The sequence below is a fragment of the Streptomyces sp. NPDC034111 genome, assembly GCF_055575375.1.
Genome location: NZ_JBVIST010000006.1, coordinates 268,330 through 284,132, shown reverse-complemented (window position 1 = coordinate 284,132; position 15,803 = coordinate 268,330). Strand labels below are relative to the sequence as shown.

Below are 15,803 nucleotides of genomic sequence, written 5' to 3'. Positions count from 1 at the left end.
CGTCGCCGGCAACGATCCGGCGGTGGCCGCCCCGCGGCCGTGCGGTCGTGTCCTAACGTGCCCTCATGAGCGAGGTTCAGCACACCGTTCGCCGGCCGGGTCCGCGGTTCTCCCGCAGCGGCCTGCTCATTGCTGTGGCCGTGCTGGTGGTCCTGGTCGTCCTTGCCGTGCTGCTGCTGCCTCGATTGCTGCGCGGGCCGGCACCCGAGGAGAGACTGACCGTCCCTGAGGGGCAGCGGGCCGGCCAGATCTACGCCGCCGCCGACAAGGCCCTGCGCCTGCCCGGTGGCTCGACGGCGAAGGCCGCCAAGACCGCGCACCTCCCCCTGCCGGCCGAGGCCAAGGGCAATCCGGAGGGTTACCTCTTTCCGGCGACCTATCCGATCCGCTCGGACACCACACCGGCCTCGCTGCTTTCGTACATGGTCAAGACCGCCAACCAGCGGCTCGCCGAGGACCACATCACTGCCTACCGGACGGTGGTGATCGCCAGCATCGTGCAGGCCGAGGCGGACCGGCCGGCCGACATGGGCAGGGTGGCCCGGGTCATCAACAACCGGCTCGCCCGGCACATGCCGCTACAGATGGACTCAACGATCAACTACGCGCTGGGCCGCAGCACCCTCAACACCAGCCACGCCGACACCAGGACCAACAGCCCCTACAACACCTACAAGTACGAGGGTCTGCCGCCCACCCCGATCGACAACCCCGGTGCGGACGCGCTGAAGGCGGCCGGCGCGCCGCCCGCGGGGGACTGGCTGTACTTCGTCACCGTCAAACCGGGCGACACCCGCTTCACCGCCGACTACCAGGAACACCTGCGGAACGTACGGGAGTTCAACGACCGGCAGAACAGCACCGGCGAGGGCGCTTAGGGTCTGCCCGGTTGACCTGCCCGGTGGACCAGGGCCAGCCCGGTGGGTGAGGGCCAGCCCGGTGGGGTGGGTGAGGGCCAGCCCGGTGGATCAGAGCCTGGACGCCGTGATCCACCGGACAGGCCCCGGGCGCCGTGCCATGCCCTACTCCTCGCCGGCCAGGGTGAGCGCCTTGAGTCGACGGCTCGCGTACCAGGTCGCGGCAGCCGTCAGGGCCACCAACAGGCTGACGGCCAGCGGAAGTTGGACGTCGGAAGTGATCGCCCCTTCCGCGGCGGCCTTCTGCCCGATCGCGAGCGCCCACTGCTGGATGCTGAGGGTGCGCGCGCCGGGGACGAGGTTCCCGAAGAGCGCCTCCCAGACCAGGGCGTAGACCAGTCCGAAGACCACGGCGTGCCGGGTGATCGTGCCGAAGAGGAGGAAGAGGGCGCTGTACGCCACCGAGGCGATGGCCGCCGCCAGCGCGTACCCCACGGCTATCTGCTGGCTGTTGCCGTTGAGGAGGAAGCCGGCGAGCAGCACGGGGATCGCCGAGAAGGCGACCGTGACCCCTATCGCCACCAGAAGTTTGGTGAGGATGATCGTCGGCCGGGGCACCGGCTTGGCCAGGACGTACACCACCGAGCCGTCGTCGATCTCCGGGCCGATCGCGCCCGTACCGGCGATGACGCCGATCAGCGGCACCATCGTGCCCAGCGCGAAGCTGCCCAGGATGCCGCCAGCCGTGGAGTCGTCACCACCGGTCAGCATCCGGACGGCGATCGCGATGACCACGAGGAGGGCTGGCAGCGCGAAGAGGATCAGGGCCCGCCGCCGGCCGAGCAGGGCACGGTAGGTGAGCCGGGCGACGGTCGGGTGGAACAGCGAGGCCTTGGGCGCGGATACGGACGCCGGCGGGGCCGTCGGAGTGGTCGTGGACATGCGTCAGGGCTCCTTTCAGGCCTCAGGCCGCTACGAGGTAGGAGAAGACGGATTCCAGCGATTCGTCGGAGGGCGAGACCGTCAGCAGGCGAATGCCGTGGTCGCGGGCGACCCGCGGCAGGAGTTCGGTGAAGCGGCCGAAGTCGATCGCCTGGATGCGCAGCGCGCCCTCGGTGAGGTCGACCTCGATGCCGGACGTCGAGGGGTCGGCGATCAGCGCACCGGCCAGCGCCCGGTCGTTGTCCGAGCGGACGAGATAGCGGTGCGGACGGTCGGTCATCAGCCGGCGGATCTTGCGGAAGTCGCCGGAGGCGGCATGCCGGCCGGCCACCACCACCTCGATGTGCGAGGCGAGCTGTTCGACCTCCTCGAGGATGTGCGAGGAGAACAGGACCGTACGGCCCTCGTCGCCCATCCGCCGCAGCAGCTCCATCAGCTGCATCCGCTGGCGCGGGTCCATACCGTTGAACGGTTCGTCGAGCAGCAGCACGGACGGGTCGTGGACCAGCGCGGAGGCCATCTTCACGCGCTGCCGCATGCCCTTGCTGTACGTCGAGATCTTGCGGTCCTGGGCGTACTCCATCTCGACGGTGGCCAGCGCCCGGGCCGCCTCCGCCCGGCCGAGACCGTGCAACTCGGCGTTGGCCAGGACGAATTCGCGGCCGGTGAGGAAGTCGTACATCGCCTCGCGCTCGGGGACGATGCCGATGTGGCGGTAGATGCCGGCGTTACGCCAGATCGTCGTCCCGTCGAGGGTGACCGAGCCGTTGGAGGGGGCGAGAAAGCCGCCCATCATGTTGATCAGGGTGGACTTGCCGGCGCCGTTGGGGCCGAGCAGGCCGGTGACGCCGGGGCCGATGGTCATCGTGATGTCGTTGACGGCCACGACATTGCCGAACCAGCGGGAGACATGGTCGATCGTGATGGTGGTCATGGGCGCGGCCCATTCCTTCGGAGGGTGGTGGTGGGCTGGGGGTACCGCCGGGCGGGAGCCGGGGGAAGGTGCGCGGTCACAGGCCGGCCTTCCGGTAGCGGCGCATCAGCAGCAGGTAGCTGCCGGCGATGACGGCCAGCGTGACGAGGAGGTAGACGAAGCCGGCTCCGGTCGTGGGCGCCAGGCTGTTGGGGAAGGAGCTGGTGCCGCCGAGGAAGGTCGACTGCACCCCGTCGATGAGCGTGATCGGGGAGAACAGCCCCAGCCAGCCGACCGCGGACTCACTGCCCTGGACGAAGGCGATCTCCTGCACCGCCCTCACCGCGCCGTACGGAATGGTCAGCACGGCGATCACGGCGGCGACCCCGAACCCGCGGCGTGGGGTGAGCGCGGAGATGACCAGGCCTATCCCGGCGAACAGCAGGGAGAGCAGCACCACGGAGACCAATCCTTGGGCCAGCCCCTTGGTCTGGTCGACGAAGTCCAGCTTCGCCAGCAGCGCCCCGACATAGAGGATCAGCAGCGGGGCGGCGGTGAGGATGAACAGAGCGCTCGCCATGGCCGCGAACTTCGATGCCACATAGTCGCTGCGCTCGATGGGGCGGGAGAAGTACAGCGGCACGGACTTGAAGCGCAGATCGCGGGAGACGGACTGCGGGGCCTGGGCGGCGAGGTAGAGGCCGATGACGGCCTGGAGGTAGATGGCGTAGCGGGTGTAGCCGACCGGGAGGGCGGCGGCCTTGGTGAACATCGTGACCGCGACCATGATCGCGGCGGGCAGGCACATCACCGCGAAGAGCAGCATCGGCAGCACCTTGCTCTTGGCCGAGCGGCCCAGGCCGTAGGCGCCGCGCAGGCTCTGTGAGAACAGCGAGCGGCGGGCGTAGGCGCGGCCCAGCCGGGGGCCGTCGTAGTGGCGGTAGCCGATGTTGTGGATGTACGCCCCGGCCGGCGCGGCGGAGGCGGTGGTCGTGGGCTCAGGCGGCATCGTGGGCGCCTCCTTCCTGGTTGGTGAACGGGGCGCCGGGAGCGCCTGAGTTGACGGGAGCGGTGGGGGCCTTGGGGGCGTTGGAAACGTTGGTCGGGCCGGGGGCGGTGGCCGCCGCGTCCCCGTCCGCGTCCCGGTCCGCGTCACGGAAGACCTCGGCGATCCGGTGGCGGCGCTGTTCCATCCGGACCAGACCGAGCCCGAGCCCCGCGACGGTGTCCCGCACCAGGTCGTACGTCTCCTCACCGGCCGCCTCGACGAAGAGCAGACGGGCGGGTGAGGCGAGGCCTTCGGAGCCGGGGGCGCCGGTGGTCACCGCGGCACCGGCACCGGCCAGGGCCGCGCGGAGCGCTTCGGTACCGTCCGGGTGCGTGTCGGTGTCCGTCACCTCGACCGCCAGCGAGGTCGTGACCTGCGTGAACTCATCGGTGGAGGAGGAGCGCAGCAGCTTGCCGCCGTCGATGACGACGACATGGTCGCAGGTGCGCTCCAACTCACCGAGGAGGTGGGAAGTCACCAGGACGGAGATGCCGAAGTCGGTGTGGACGCGCCGGATCAGGCCGAGCATCTCGTCCCGCCCGGCCGGGTCGAGGCCGTTGGTGGGCTCGTCGAGGAACACCAGCTGCGGGTCGTGGACCAGCGCCTGGGCCAGCTTGACGCGCTGCTTCATGCCCGTCGAATAGCCGCCGATGGGGCGGTAGCGCTCCTCGTAGAGGCCGACGTGGCGCAGGGTGTCGGCGGTGCGCTCACGGGCCGCGGTCGGCGGCAGGCCGGACATCCGGGCCATGTGCACGACGAACTCGGTGGCCGAGACGTCCGGCGGCAGGCAGTCGTGCTCGGGCATATAGCCGACCCGCTCACGGATGGCTCCGCCGTCCTTGGTCACGTCCAGACCCAGGACGTGCGCTGTCCCTTCGGTGGCCGGGGCCAGGCCGAGAAGGATCTTGATAAGGGTGGACTTGCCGGCGCCGTTGGCACCCACCAGGCCAGTCACGCCGGGGGCGATGTCAACGGAGAGCCGGTCCAAGGCGGTCACCCGCGGGTACCGCTTGCTCAGGCTTTCGGTCACGATCACAGTCACGTCATCGACGGTAGTGGCGTCCGCCACATCGGTCGTCAGACCAGACGATGGGATATGTCTCCCCCTGCGGTATTACGGCCCGTAGGGGTTCTCCTGCTTTGAGCGGTCCCGGTCTCAGGGTTGCGCGACGAGCTGGGGGCTGCCGGGGCCGGGTGCCGGGTGCCGGGGCGACGCCTCCCCGGGCCTCCCCGGGCCTCCCCGGGCCTCTCCGGGCCTCTCCGGGCCTCTCCGGGCCCTCGGGGCCTCCAGGGCCTTCCCACTCTCTCCGCATTCGCCGTGTTTCTGCGCTTTTCCAGCACTTCGACCGGGCGCCGGACCGCGTGTCGTTCCTGTGCCGGTGCATGCGCACCTCTTGACGCAGCCGCCGGTCATTGTCACATTCATCAGTGGCAAGTTACGGGCACGTACCGCGATGGACCGCTCACGGACGGACGGTTGGCGATGGCCTCAGTCACCTCAGCGACCTCAGCAGGCTCCGGAGAACTCACCGCCGACCTAAGGGGGTTCAGAGAGGTCCAGCGGCTCGCCTATGACTGTGCGGAAGCGGTGGCCGCCCAGCTCAAGCCCGGGGTCACCGAGCGTGCCGCGGCGCGGATGCAGCGCGAGTGGCTGCGCGAGCGCGGGGTGCGGGACTGGTTCCATCTGCCGTTCGCCTGGTTCGGCGACCGCACCGCCTTCGTCAACTTCCGCATACCGTTGCAGTTTTTCCCCACCAACCGTGAGCTGGAACCGGGGATGGCCTTCATCCTCGACATGGCTCCCGTCCACAACGGCTTCACGGCCGATATCGGCTACTCCGGCTGCCTGGGGCTCAACCCCGTGCACGACCGGCTGCTCGCCGACCTCGAAGCACACCGGGAGCTGATCCTGCGCGAGGTACGTGAGCGCCGCCCACTGCGGGAGATCTACGAGGACGTCGACCGGCTGATGGTGCGGCAGGGCTACGCCAACCGCCACCGCGCCTACCCCTTCGGCGTCATCGCGCACAAGATCGACCGGGTCAGGCAGCGCCGCTGGTCCCCCACCCTCTTCGGGTTCGGCACCCAGTCCCTCAAGGGCCTCGCCTCCGACGCGCTGCACGGTCATCGGGACGGCTGGTCCCCGCTGTGGAGCCCGTACACCTTCTCCGACCACCCGCCCAAGCCGGGGCTGTGGGCGGTCGAACCCCACCTCGGATTCCGGGGTACCGGCGCGAAGTTCGAGGAGATCCTGGTCGTCACGGACTCCAAGGACCCGCAGGAGAGCGCCTTTTGGCTGGACGACGATCTGCCGCATGTGCGGCGGTGGCAGGAGGAGAAGGCCGCATGAACACGGGACGTGGAGGGGCCAAGAAGGGTCCAGTGGAGGCGACGGAGCGCTGGGTGCGCACCGGTGGCATCGAGCTGTGCGTCGCCGAGCTCGGGGACCCGGCGCAGCCCACGGTGGTGCTGGTGCACGGCTATCCGGACAGCAAGGAGGTGTGGTCCGAGGTCGCCCGCGGACTGGCCGACCGCTTCCATGTCGTGCTCTACGACGTCCGGGGCTGCGGCCGGTCCACCGCCCCGCGTCCGCTGCGCGGCGGCTTCACCCTGGAGAAGCTGACGGACGACTTCCTGGCCGTCGCCGACGCCGTCAGCCCCGACCGCCCTGTCCATCTCGTGGGCCATGACTGGGGGTCCGTACAGGCCTGGGAGTTCGCCACCGTGCGCCGTACGGAGGGCCGGATCGCCTCCTTCACCTCCATGTCGGGCCCGTCCCTGGACCACTTCGGCCACTGGATCAAGAAGCGGCTGGTGCGCCCCACCCCCTGGCGCGCCGCGCAGCTTCTCAACCAGGGCGCCAAGTCCTGGTACGTCTACATGCTGCACACGCCCGTGCTGCCCGAGCTCGCGTGGAAGGGCCCGCTCGGCAAGCGCTGGCCGCGGATCCTGCAACGGATGGAGAAGGTGCCGGCCGGCGACTATCCGACCGACTCGCTGCCGACCGACGCGGCGCATGGCGCCTGGCTCTACCGCGACAATGTGCGCCCCCGGCTCCGCCGTCCGCGCACCGACGCCTATGCGCACTGTCCGGTCCAGCTCATCACCCCCACCAGCGACGCCTTCCTCTCCCAGCGGCTCTATGACGACCTGGAGCAGTGGGCACCCCGGCTGGTACGCCGCACGCTCCCGGCCAAGCACTGGGTCCCCCGCACCCGTCCCGACCAACTCGTCTCCTGGATCGGCGAGTTCATCGCCGCCAAGGAGGAGGGCGACCCGGCGAAGCAGGTCGTGGCCTCCGGTCCGTATGCCGACCGATTCGGCGGCCAGCTGGTGCTGGTGACCGGCGCGGCCAGCGGCATCGGCCGGGCCACGGCGTTCGCCTTCGCGGAGTCCGGTGCGCGGATCATCGCCGTCGACCGGGACGCCGAGGGCGCGGCGCGGACCGCCGAGATGTCCCGGCTGATAGGCGCCCCGCAGGCCTGGGCCGAGGCCGTCGATGTCTCGGACGAGGCGGCGATGGAGAAGCTCGCCGACAAGGTCGACGCCGAGTACGGCACCGTCGATGTGCTGGTGAACAACGCCGGTATAGGCCTGTCCGGCTCCTTCCTTCAGACCGGCGCCGAGGACTGGAAGAAGGTCCTGGACGTCAATCTGTGGGGCGTCATCCACGGCTGCCGGAGCTTCGGCCGGCGGATGGCGGCCCGCGGGCAGGGCGGCCATATCGTCAACACCGCCTCGGCCGCCGCCTTCCAGCCGTCGAAGATGCTGCCCGCGTACAGCACGTCCAAGGCCGCGGTGCTGATGCTCAGCGAGTGTCTGCGCGCCGAGCTGGCCGGCCAGGGCATCGGCGTCTCGGCCATCTGCCCCGGGCTGGTCAACACCAATATCACCGCCACCGCCAACTTCGCCGGCGTCTCCGCGGAGGAGGAGAAGCGCCGCCGGACAAAGGCCGCGCGGATGTACGGGCTGCGCAACTACCCGCCGGAGAAGGTCGCCGACGCCATTCTGCGCGCGGTGGCCCGCAACCAGGCAGTCGTCCCCGTCACCCCCGAGGCCCGCGGCGTCCATCTGCTGTCCCGCTTCGCCCCGCGTGCCCTGCGCGCCCTCGCCCGCATCGAGCCGAAGCTCTAGGGCGTGTCCGCAAAATCCCGCCTGGCCCGCGACGCCTGGTGGGCTCGTCCCCGTAGCGCGGTTGGTGCCCCGGTGTCGGTGGGGCACCTGCTCGCCGGCCGCAAGGGACTGCCCGCCCGGCGTGCGCGAGGCGCGGCGATACCGCGGTATCTGCGACGGTCGTACCATCCCTCGCAGGAAGGGTCGCTGCGCACGGCCGTCGCCTGTCCGGCGTCCTCCCCGGCCGCGCGGGCCGCGGCGGGCATGGCGGGCAGGGCGGCCGCCTCATGGCGAGCGGCCATCTCGTGAGGAGCACCCCAGTGACCGAGCAGCCGATTGAGGCCGCACCCCGCACAGCCCCGTCCCCAACGGCCGCGTCGCATACGGCGCCGCTGCATACGGCCGCGTCGCATGCGGCCGAGTACCGCATTGAGGACCTGGCTCACCTCAGCGGCGCCACGGTCCGTTCGATACGCGCCTACCAGGACCGCGGGCTGCTCCCCCGTCCGGAGCGCCGCGGCCGGGCGAACGTCTACGGCGATGCCCATCTGGCCCGGCTGGGCCAGATCGCCGATCTGCTCGACCGCGGCTACACCCTCGCCAGCATCAAGGAACTCCTCGAAGCCTGGGACGCCGGCCTCGATCTCGGCGGGGTGCTGGGCCTGGTCGCCGAGATCGACGGCCCCTGGACCGACGAGCAGGCGACCCGCATCAGCCGCGCCGACCTGGACGCCACCTTCGGCGGCACCTCCGACGAGGCGTCGGTCGCAGAGGCCGTCGAGCTGGGCGTCCTGGAACGCATCCCCGGCCGGGACGACGAGTTCCTTGTGCCCAGCCCGCAGGAGCTCGCCGTCGCCGCCGAACTGCACTCCGCCGGCGTCCCGCTGCCGGCGATCTCCGGGCATCTGCGGGAGGTGCGCGGCCAGGTGGAGCACATCGCCTCCCGCTTCCTGGACTTCACCACCGAGCACATCTTCCAGCCCTTCCTCGACCACCCGCCCACCGAGGCCGAGGCCGCCGAGGCGGCCGCCCTCGTCCGCCGGCTGCGCCCACTGGCCCAGCAGACCATCGACGCCGAACTCGCCCGCGCCATGCGCACCTTGGCCACCCGCTACCTCCGCCATCACCTCAGCGAAGCCGTCCTTCCGGCCGAGACGCGGAGGGCCAACAGGGCGGACGACCCCGAAGATGATCAATCGGGACGGATCCCCGGGCCTCGGGCCACCCCCGAGCCGGCCGCGGACCCCCGTACCGCGACCGACTCGGAGACTGCCACCCCGGGGCCCGCCGCCCCAGGGTCCACCGCCCCGGAGGCCGTTGCCCCGAATGCGCCCGCCTCGGAGACGGTGGCGCTGCCCGCCGAGGCCGTAGCGGCCGTCCGGGCCCTGGTGGGCGCCGAGAACACGGCGGCGTTCATCACTGCCGCGGCCCGGCGGGAGGTGCAGGCCCGCACCATGGACGCACTGGCGTCCGGCGAGCGTGGGACGGTGGCGGCGGGCGGCGAGGACGGGCCAGGCGTCGCGGGCCCTGCCTGATCCACCGGTCAGGTGCGGGGCCGGCCGGCCAGGGGCCTGTCTTGGGCATCGCCCCGCGCCCGCACCCCTTGGCGTCTCCGGTCGCGCTTTCGTGGTGCCTCTTCTCTTCGTTGTTCAGTTGTCAAGGAGCGGGCGGACGCGGCCCTGCGCGCCCTGAGCTCGTCAACGCGCTGGATCCGGAAGCCAGTTGCCGTGGAAGCCGTAGGGCACGCGCTGGGGGAGATGGACGGTGGCGACGGGGTCGGCGGATATGTCCTCCGTGTCGAGGATGACCAGATCGCTGGTGTCGGTGGAGGCGTCATAGACGTAGGTCATCAGCCAGCCCGGTCCGCCGGGGCGGCCGTCGGCCGGGGCGAAGACCGCCTCGCCCGGGGTGCGGCCGGGGCCGAAAGCGTGCCGGACGACCGCGCCGGTCTGTAGGTCGTAGCGGAGCAGGGCGCCCGGGATGTTGCCGGTGCCGGGCAGTTCGCCGGCTGTGCCGTGGCCGAAGCGGGTGAAGTGGCCGGCCAGGCGGTCGTCCACCCGCGGGAACTCGCAGAGCTGGTCGTCGAGCTGTTCCTCGGTGACCGTGCCGGCGACGAGATCGATCGTCCAGCGCCAGAGGCAGGGCGGGGTCGTGCCACCGAAGTCGGCGTAGCGGGAGACATACAGGACGATGCGCTGGTCGCCGTCGTCATGGGCGTTCAGCGCGTGGAAGACATAGCAGGGGTCGATGGGCAGCCAGCGGACCTCGCCGAAGGGGTCGTCGCGGCGCAGTACGCCCAGCCGGGCGCCGTACTCCGGGTACCAGCGGTACGGCATACCTGGGTGGTTGCGGTCGAAGACGAGCGGGAGATCCATGAAGACGACATGGCCGGCGGTCAGATGGAAGTCATGCATCATCGTGTGCCCCGGCACGTCGATGGGGCGGCTGATCACCAACTCCCCTGCCGCATCGGCCCGGTGGTAGGTGAGATACGGCGGGGTGGGCCCGCCGTATCCGAAGAAGTGCAGCTCACCGGTGGTCGGGCAGGTCTTGGGGTGCGCGGTCATGGCCGTCGTGAGCCGGCCCCCGAAGTCATGGGGCCCGAGGGTCTCCAGCTCATGGCCGGGACGGCAGTCGATCTCATAGGGGAAGGACGACTCGACGAGTGCGAGCGTGCGGCCGGCGTGCCGGACGATATGGGTGTTGGCCACCCCCGCCGCCAGATTGCGCCGGCCCTGGGCATCCCGGGCGGGCACTCCGTCGGTGAAGGTCGAGGTGCGCACCCAGCGGTTGCGGTAGGAGACGGCCCGGCCGCCCTCCAGGCGCAGGCCGTGGACCATACCGTCACCGAAGAACCAGTGCCGGCTTGCTGCGTCCTTCGGGTTGGGGCCGTTGCGCAGGTACCAGCCGCTGAGCTCGGGCGGGATCGTGCCCGTGACCGGGAGGTCGTAGGCGGTCAGCTCCTCCTTGACCGGCGCGAAGTTGCCGGCCATATGCGGTGCGGGAGCGGTGGATTCGACGGGCGTGTTCGGAGATGCGGTGGTCATGAGGCCAGGCCTCCCTGGATGGTGGACCGCGCACCGGACTGCTCCATGAAGCGGGCGCGGGCGCGCTCCGGATAGGTGGCGGTGAAGCGGACGGGAAGGACGAATCCTGCGATCTGGAGGGCGATCGAGAAGCCGACGTTCAGCGCAAGGGCGGAGACGGCTGCCTGGGCGACCGCGGTGAGGGTGAAGGACAGTGCCCACACGGCCGTCAGCACGACATTGATGCGGTGGAACAGCGGGGTGTGCCAGACCTCCGGCGGGGCCATGCGGCGCGCTATGCCCATCGTGAAGGGGCGCCGTACGGCGATCGACGACCAGGCGACAACCGCCAGCCAGCCCATCGAGAGCGCACTGCCGTACGCCTTGAGGCCGCTGTCGGGGCTGGCGAACGCCAGCACGCTGAGGGCCGCGAAGAACACGATCGTGCCGTACTCCAGCAGGCGGTAGTCGAGCGCGAGGCCCGCGGCCCGGTCGGCGATGAGCAGCGCGACGGCGACCGCCAGACCGGCGAGCGCACCCCACTGCCAGCCGGCCGAGGACACCCCCGCGAAGACCAGCCACGGGACGAAGCTCCGCAGATAGTTCATGACTCCCCCTGCTCACTCGCGGCCAGACTCACCCGCGAACATTCCAATCTCGACATGTCGAAGGTAGAACCTCCACCTTTGACATGTCAACAGTGGAAGGTAAAGTGCTGACCATGAGCCTGAAACATGCCGTGCTGGGCCTGCTGGCCGAATCCCCCGCGAGTGGCTACGACCTGATGAAGCTCTTCAACGCCTCGCTCGTGAACGTCTGGCCGGCCACGCAGAGTCAGGTGTACGGCGAGCTCGGCAAGCTCACGACCGCCGGCCTGGTCGAGGTCTCCGCCCGCGGCCCCCGCGGCCGCAAGGAGTACGCGATCACCGAGGACGGTCTGGCGGAGCTGCGCCACTGGCTCACCGAGGTCGAACCCAGCAGTCCCCAGCGCCATGACGGACTGCTGCGCGTCTTCTTCCTCGGCGTCGTCACTCCGCTCGAAGCGCAGACGTACCTGCTGCACCAGGCCGAGCGCGCCGCCCGCATGCACGCCGCATGCCGGCGGATCGACGAGGCCGTCGACTGGGACGAGGAAATGATTTCGGTCTACGGGCGGATCGCTCTTGAGTACGGCCTGCGGATCTCGGCGGCCCAGGAGGAGTGGGCCCGGTGGGCGGCCGAAGAGGTGACCAACGCAAAGGCCAGAAAGGCCAGCGAGCTCGCACAGGCGCAGCATGCGGAGGGCCACCGGGAGACAGGCCGTCGGCAGGAAGGGGAGGGCGCTGAGCAGGGCGGAGCCCCCGAAGGAGCCGGGGAGTAGACGCACCCGGCCACGCCGGTCGGGCCGCAGACGCCCCGGCCGCGAATTCAGGTGCCGCCCGGCGCTCCGCGCGGCACCCTGGAGCCATGAACAGCGAGCGCTCCGTGCGCCTCTCGAAGTACCTGGCGATGCATCTGCGCCATCAGCCGGAACGGATCGGCCTCACCCTCGACGCCCAGGGCTGGGTGCCCGTCGACGAGCTCATGGCTGCCGCGGCGCGCCATGGGTTCCCGTTCTCCCGGGCGGAGTTGGAGGCCGTGGTCGTCGGCAACGACAAGCAGCGCTACGCCCTTGAGGACGGCCGGATCCGCGCCAACCAGGGCCATTCCGTGCGCGTGGACCTCGATCTTCCGCCGGCCGTCCCGCCCCCGTACCTCTTCCACGGCACGGTGGCCCGCAGCCTGACCGCTATCCGGGAGGAGGGGCTACGGCCGATGGCACGGCATGCCGTGCATCTCTCGCCGGACCGCGAAACGGCGACCCGGGTGGGCGCGCGGCGCGGCAAGCCCGTGGTCCTGACGGTGGAGGCCGGGGCGATGCACCAGCAAGGCCATGTCTTCCGGGTCAGCGCCAACGGGGTCTGGCTCACCAGCCGCGTCCCGGCCGAGTTCCTGCGCTTCCCCGGCTGAGCCCTCCGCCCCCCTGAAGACCTCGGGCTCGTCGGGTCACAGTCCGGGCGCCCCCCACACCGGGAACCATCGCGCCAGGTCCTGCTCGATCGTCAGATCGTTGCCGAGCATCGCCCGGGCCTGGAGCTCCAGCGGGTTGTCACGCTTCTCGCCGCCGTCCTGCTTCGGCGCGAACGGGTAGAACGTGCCGCGCTTGTAGAGGTAGACCAGCGCCAGCGACCGCTGCCGGTCGTCGCGGAAGCCGACCAGTGAGCACAGCAGCTGCGGGCCGAAACCCGCCTCCTCCAGGGAGGTGTTGACCGCGTGCAGGTCGTTGACCAGGCCTGCCACGTCCTCCGGTGCATGCCGGACGAGCAGCCACGTATAGCCGTAGGCGTCCTGGGTGAACTCGACCGGCCCGTCCAGCAGGGCGCGCGCCTCCTCCTGGATGCGCGAGAACGCCCCGCCCTCGACGCTCGCGAAGCACACCGACCCCAGACCGGTGGCCGAAAAGCCGGCCGCGGCCTGGAGCGTCACCGCCGCGGACGGCAGCGCGAAGAGCTGGTCGAGATCGGGGCGTACCGGTTTGCTGCGGCCCAGGATGGCGTCCAGGAATCCCATGCGCGAACTGCTCCTTCCTCACGGAAGGCCGCCCGTCACGACTGCTCATCGCGGCGGACCGCCCTCCTACGGCTGCCCCACATCACTGCATCGCTGCCTCACCCGCTCCGCCGTCACGGCGGCGCCGGAACTCCTCGGACCGTCCGTGAAGGCTGCTTCCGGCTCCCGCGCCCCGCCCGTCACGGCCGCCCCAGTTCCGTCGCTATGCGGCCCAGCTGCTCCAGCCGCTGTTCCAGCGTCGGGTGCGTGGCCAGCAGCCGGCTGAAGCTCTCCTTGGTGAGCGCCGGGGCGAAGTAGAAGGCGTTGAACGGCTGGGCCTTGCGCAGGTCCTCGGTCGGGATCCGGGCGATCTGACCGGTGACCTTCGTCAGCGCGGCGGCCAGCGCCGAGGGGCGGCCGGTCAGGAGCGCGGCGGCCCGGTCGGCGGACAGCTCGCGGTAACGGGACAGCAGCCGGGTCAGCAGGAAACTGATCGCATAGACGACCACGCTGACGGCGGTGACGATGAGCACGGCGATGGCCGTGTTCTGGTCCCGGTTGTTGCGGCCGACGCCGCTCCACAGAGCGGCCCGGGTGATGATCCCGGCCAGTACGCCGAGGAACGACGCAATGGTCATCACCGCGACGTCGCGGTGCGCGACATGCGAGAGCTCGTGGGCCAGCACCCCCTCAAGCTCCTCGGGCTCCAGCCGCCTGAGCAGCCCGGTCGTGGCGCAGACCACCGAGTTCTTCCGGTTGCGGCCGGTCGCGAAGGCGTTCGGCACATCGGACTGGGCGATGGCGACCCGCGGTTTGGGCATATCGGCCAGCGCACACAGCCGGTCGACCGCGCCGTGCAGCTCCGGGGCCTGCTCCGGCGTGACCTCGCGCGCGCCCATACTGAACGCCGCGATCCGGTCGCTGAACCAGAACTGCGCGACGAACAGCGCACCGGCGATCAGCAGCACCACCACCCAGGCGCCCTTGAGCAGCACCACCAGCACACCGACGACCACGACGTACAGCAGTCCGATGAGGAACATCGTCGTGACCATGCGCGAGGTCAGCCCGCGGTCCGGGGCGAATCGGGTCTGTGCCATGGCTCCTCCACACACACCGCACTTCGCGCAGTGCGCCGGGCCGCTCCCGCGCCGGCCTCGGCCCGCGCGCCGCGTCCGCCACACTGCGCCGCTGTCCCGATTCTCCCTCTTCAGGGCTATATACGGGGTAAAGCCGAGGTCGGCAGCCGGCCGGGCGAGTCGGGCCCGCCCGGAGGGCGCCGTCCCGGTGAGCCATGAGCCCCTGAAGTCGCTGTCGCCAGGGGCCCCGACCGGCCCCGGCAGCCGCCCTACTGGCCGCTCAGCTGGGTAAGCCCCTCCGTGGCGATCCGCTCGAAGACCTCGACATCGGCCTCGAAGACCGAGTCGGCGATCGGCCAGTGGAGCACCAGCTCGTCGATGCCCAGCTCGGCGTGCCGGCCGGCGAAGTCCACGAAGGCGTCCACGGAGTCCAGCGGACGGTCCGGGGTGAAGCCGCTCAGCATGATCTTCCGCAGGTCACCGGCGTCCCGGCCCTGGTCGGCGCAGGCCTTGGCGAGCCGTTCGGTCTGCCCGCGGACCGCCTCCAGCGAGTCGGTCGGCGTCCCGCCCCCGTTCGAGACCTTGGGGTCACCGGTCGTCACCCACGCCTGGCCGTACTGGGCGGCGAGCTTCATCCCGCGCGGCCCGGTGGCCGCCACCGCGAAGGGCAGCCGCGGCCGCTGGACACAGCCGGGGATGTTGCGTGCCTCATCCGCGGAGTAGTAGACGCCCTCGTACGTCACGGCGTCCTCGGTCAGCAGCCGGTCCAGCAGCGCCACGAACTCGCCGAAACGGTCCGCCCGTTCCCGCGGTGACCAGGGCTCCTGACCGAGCGCGGTGGCGTCGAAGCCGTTGCCGCCGGCACCGATGCCCAGGGTGATACGGCCGTCGCTGAGGTCGTCGAGCGAGATCAGTTCCTTGGCGAGGGTGACCGGGTGCCGGAAGTTCGGCGAGGTGACGAGGGTGCCCAGACGCAGCCGTGAGGTGGCGGCCGCCGCGGCGGTCAACGTCGGGAGCGCGCCGAACCAGGCCTGGTCACGGAAGCTCCGCCACGAGAGGTGGTCATAGGTGTACGCGGCGTGGAAGCCCAGCTCCTCGGCGCGCTGCCAGACCTCCCGCCCGCCTTCGGACCAACGGCGGACGGGGAGGATAAGGGTGCTCAGTCGCATGCCTTCGAGCGTACGGCCGCCCGGAGACAACCGACGAGCCGCCTCCGTGCCCCGGTACCCCGGCCCGCGCCCCCGCTTCGGCCCCGCC

Annotated in this window: 15 protein-coding genes and 1 pseudogene; 7 read left to right on the top strand and 9 right to left on the bottom strand. The window is 70.8% G+C overall.

The features are described from left to right. Positions 1-65 precede the first annotated feature (65 nt). Positions 66-878 carry an endolytic transglycosylase MltG gene (gene mltG, locus ACZ55A_RS17740; protein WP_468840692.1) on the top strand — a complete coding sequence of 271 codons (813 nt, stop codon included), beginning with the start codon at positions 66-68 and terminating at the stop codon, positions 876-878. 144 nt (positions 879-1,022) lie between these two features. Here mltG and ACZ55A_RS17735 read toward each other — a convergent pair whose 3' ends face one another. The 4 genes from ACZ55A_RS17735 to ACZ55A_RS17720 all read right to left on the bottom strand — a co-directional run bounded on the left by ACZ55A_RS17735 (position 1,023) and on the right by ACZ55A_RS17720 (position 4,829). Continuing rightward, a complete protein-coding gene (locus ACZ55A_RS17735; protein WP_468840883.1) occupies positions 1,023-1,742 on the bottom strand; it encodes an ABC transporter permease in 720 nt (239 codons plus the stop codon). A 79-nt stretch (positions 1,743-1,821) separates the two neighbouring features. Next, positions 1,822-2,733: an ABC transporter ATP-binding protein gene (locus tag ACZ55A_RS17730; protein ID WP_468840690.1), complete on the bottom strand. Its 912-nt coding sequence runs from the start codon at positions 2,731-2,733 to the stop codon at positions 1,822-1,824. 76 nt (positions 2,734-2,809) lie between these two features. Then, complete coding sequence (locus ACZ55A_RS17725) at positions 2,810-3,721, bottom strand: ABC transporter permease (protein ID WP_468840688.1); 912 nt, start codon at positions 3,719-3,721, stop codon at positions 2,810-2,812. Further along, entirely contained in the window at positions 3,711-4,829 is a 1,119-nt protein-coding gene (locus ACZ55A_RS17720; RefSeq protein ID WP_468840686.1) for an ABC transporter ATP-binding protein, read from the bottom strand. Before ACZ55A_RS17720 ends, ACZ55A_RS17725 begins: the two co-directional genes overlap by 11 nt. Before the next feature lie 414 nt (positions 4,830-5,243). On the opposite strand from ACZ55A_RS17720, the gene ACZ55A_RS17715 reads away from it, so the two are divergent. The 4 genes and pseudogenes from ACZ55A_RS17715 (at position 5,244) to ACZ55A_RS17700 (ending at position 9,408) form a co-directional block, all read left to right on the top strand. Then, positions 5,244-6,110: a M24 family metallopeptidase gene (locus tag ACZ55A_RS17715; protein ID WP_468840684.1), complete on the top strand. Its 867-nt coding sequence runs from the start codon at positions 5,244-5,246 to the stop codon at positions 6,108-6,110. Continuing rightward, a complete protein-coding gene (locus ACZ55A_RS17710; protein WP_468840682.1) occupies positions 6,107-7,894 on the top strand; it encodes an SDR family oxidoreductase in 1,788 nt (595 codons plus the stop codon). Before ACZ55A_RS17715 ends, ACZ55A_RS17710 begins: the two co-directional genes overlap by 4 nt. Before the next feature lie 84 nt (positions 7,895-7,978). After that, positions 7,979-8,182, top strand: a pseudogene (locus tag ACZ55A_RS17705) (metal-dependent hydrolase); the annotation flags it as partial. An 83-nt stretch (positions 8,183-8,265) separates the two neighbouring features. Continuing rightward, complete coding sequence (locus ACZ55A_RS17700) at positions 8,266-9,408, top strand: MerR family transcriptional regulator (protein WP_468840881.1); 1,143 nt, start codon at positions 8,266-8,268, stop codon at positions 9,406-9,408. Positions 9,409-9,570: 162 nt separating this feature from the next. On the opposite strand, the gene ACZ55A_RS17695 is transcribed toward ACZ55A_RS17700, so the two are convergent. Both ACZ55A_RS17695 and ACZ55A_RS17690 read right to left on the bottom strand, forming a co-directional pair. After that, positions 9,571-10,920 carry a carotenoid oxygenase family protein gene (locus ACZ55A_RS17695; protein ID WP_468840680.1) on the bottom strand — a complete coding sequence of 450 codons (1,350 nt, stop codon included), beginning with the start codon at positions 10,918-10,920 and terminating at the stop codon, positions 9,571-9,573. Continuing rightward, the gene (locus ACZ55A_RS17690; RefSeq protein ID WP_468840678.1) at positions 10,917-11,507 is read right to left on the bottom strand and encodes a hypothetical protein; all 591 of its coding nucleotides are present in this window, start codon (positions 11,505-11,507) and stop codon (positions 10,917-10,919) included. Before ACZ55A_RS17690 ends, ACZ55A_RS17695 begins: the two co-directional genes overlap by 4 nt. A gap of 113 nt (positions 11,508-11,620) precedes the next feature. On the opposite strand from ACZ55A_RS17690, the gene ACZ55A_RS17685 reads away from it, so the two are divergent. Both ACZ55A_RS17685 and ACZ55A_RS17680 read left to right on the top strand, forming a co-directional pair. Continuing rightward, on the top strand, positions 11,621-12,259 hold the full coding sequence (locus tag ACZ55A_RS17685; protein ID WP_468840676.1) for a PadR family transcriptional regulator: 639 nt from the start codon (positions 11,621-11,623) through the stop codon (positions 12,257-12,259). Between the two features lie 86 nt (positions 12,260-12,345). Next, entirely contained in the window at positions 12,346-12,888 is a 543-nt protein-coding gene (locus ACZ55A_RS17680) for an RNA 2'-phosphotransferase (protein ID WP_468840674.1), read from the top strand. A gap of 36 nt (positions 12,889-12,924) precedes the next feature. On the opposite strand, the gene pspAB is transcribed toward ACZ55A_RS17680, so the two are convergent. The 3 genes from pspAB to ACZ55A_RS17665 form a co-directional block, all read right to left on the bottom strand. After that, positions 12,925-13,488, bottom strand: a complete 564-nt coding sequence (pspAB, locus tag ACZ55A_RS17675; protein ID WP_468840672.1) for a PspA-associated protein PspAB — start codon at positions 13,486-13,488, stop codon at positions 12,925-12,927. A gap of 179 nt (positions 13,489-13,667) precedes the next feature. After that, on the bottom strand, positions 13,668-14,567 hold the full coding sequence (htpX, locus tag ACZ55A_RS17670; protein ID WP_468840670.1) for a zinc metalloprotease HtpX: 900 nt from the start codon (positions 14,565-14,567) through the stop codon (positions 13,668-13,670). 248 nt (positions 14,568-14,815) lie between these two features. After that, positions 14,816-15,715 (bottom strand): LLM class flavin-dependent oxidoreductase, encoded by a 900-nt coding sequence (locus tag ACZ55A_RS17665; RefSeq protein WP_468840668.1) that lies wholly within the window; start codon positions 15,713-15,715, stop codon positions 14,816-14,818. Positions 15,716-15,803: the final 88 nt, after the last annotated feature.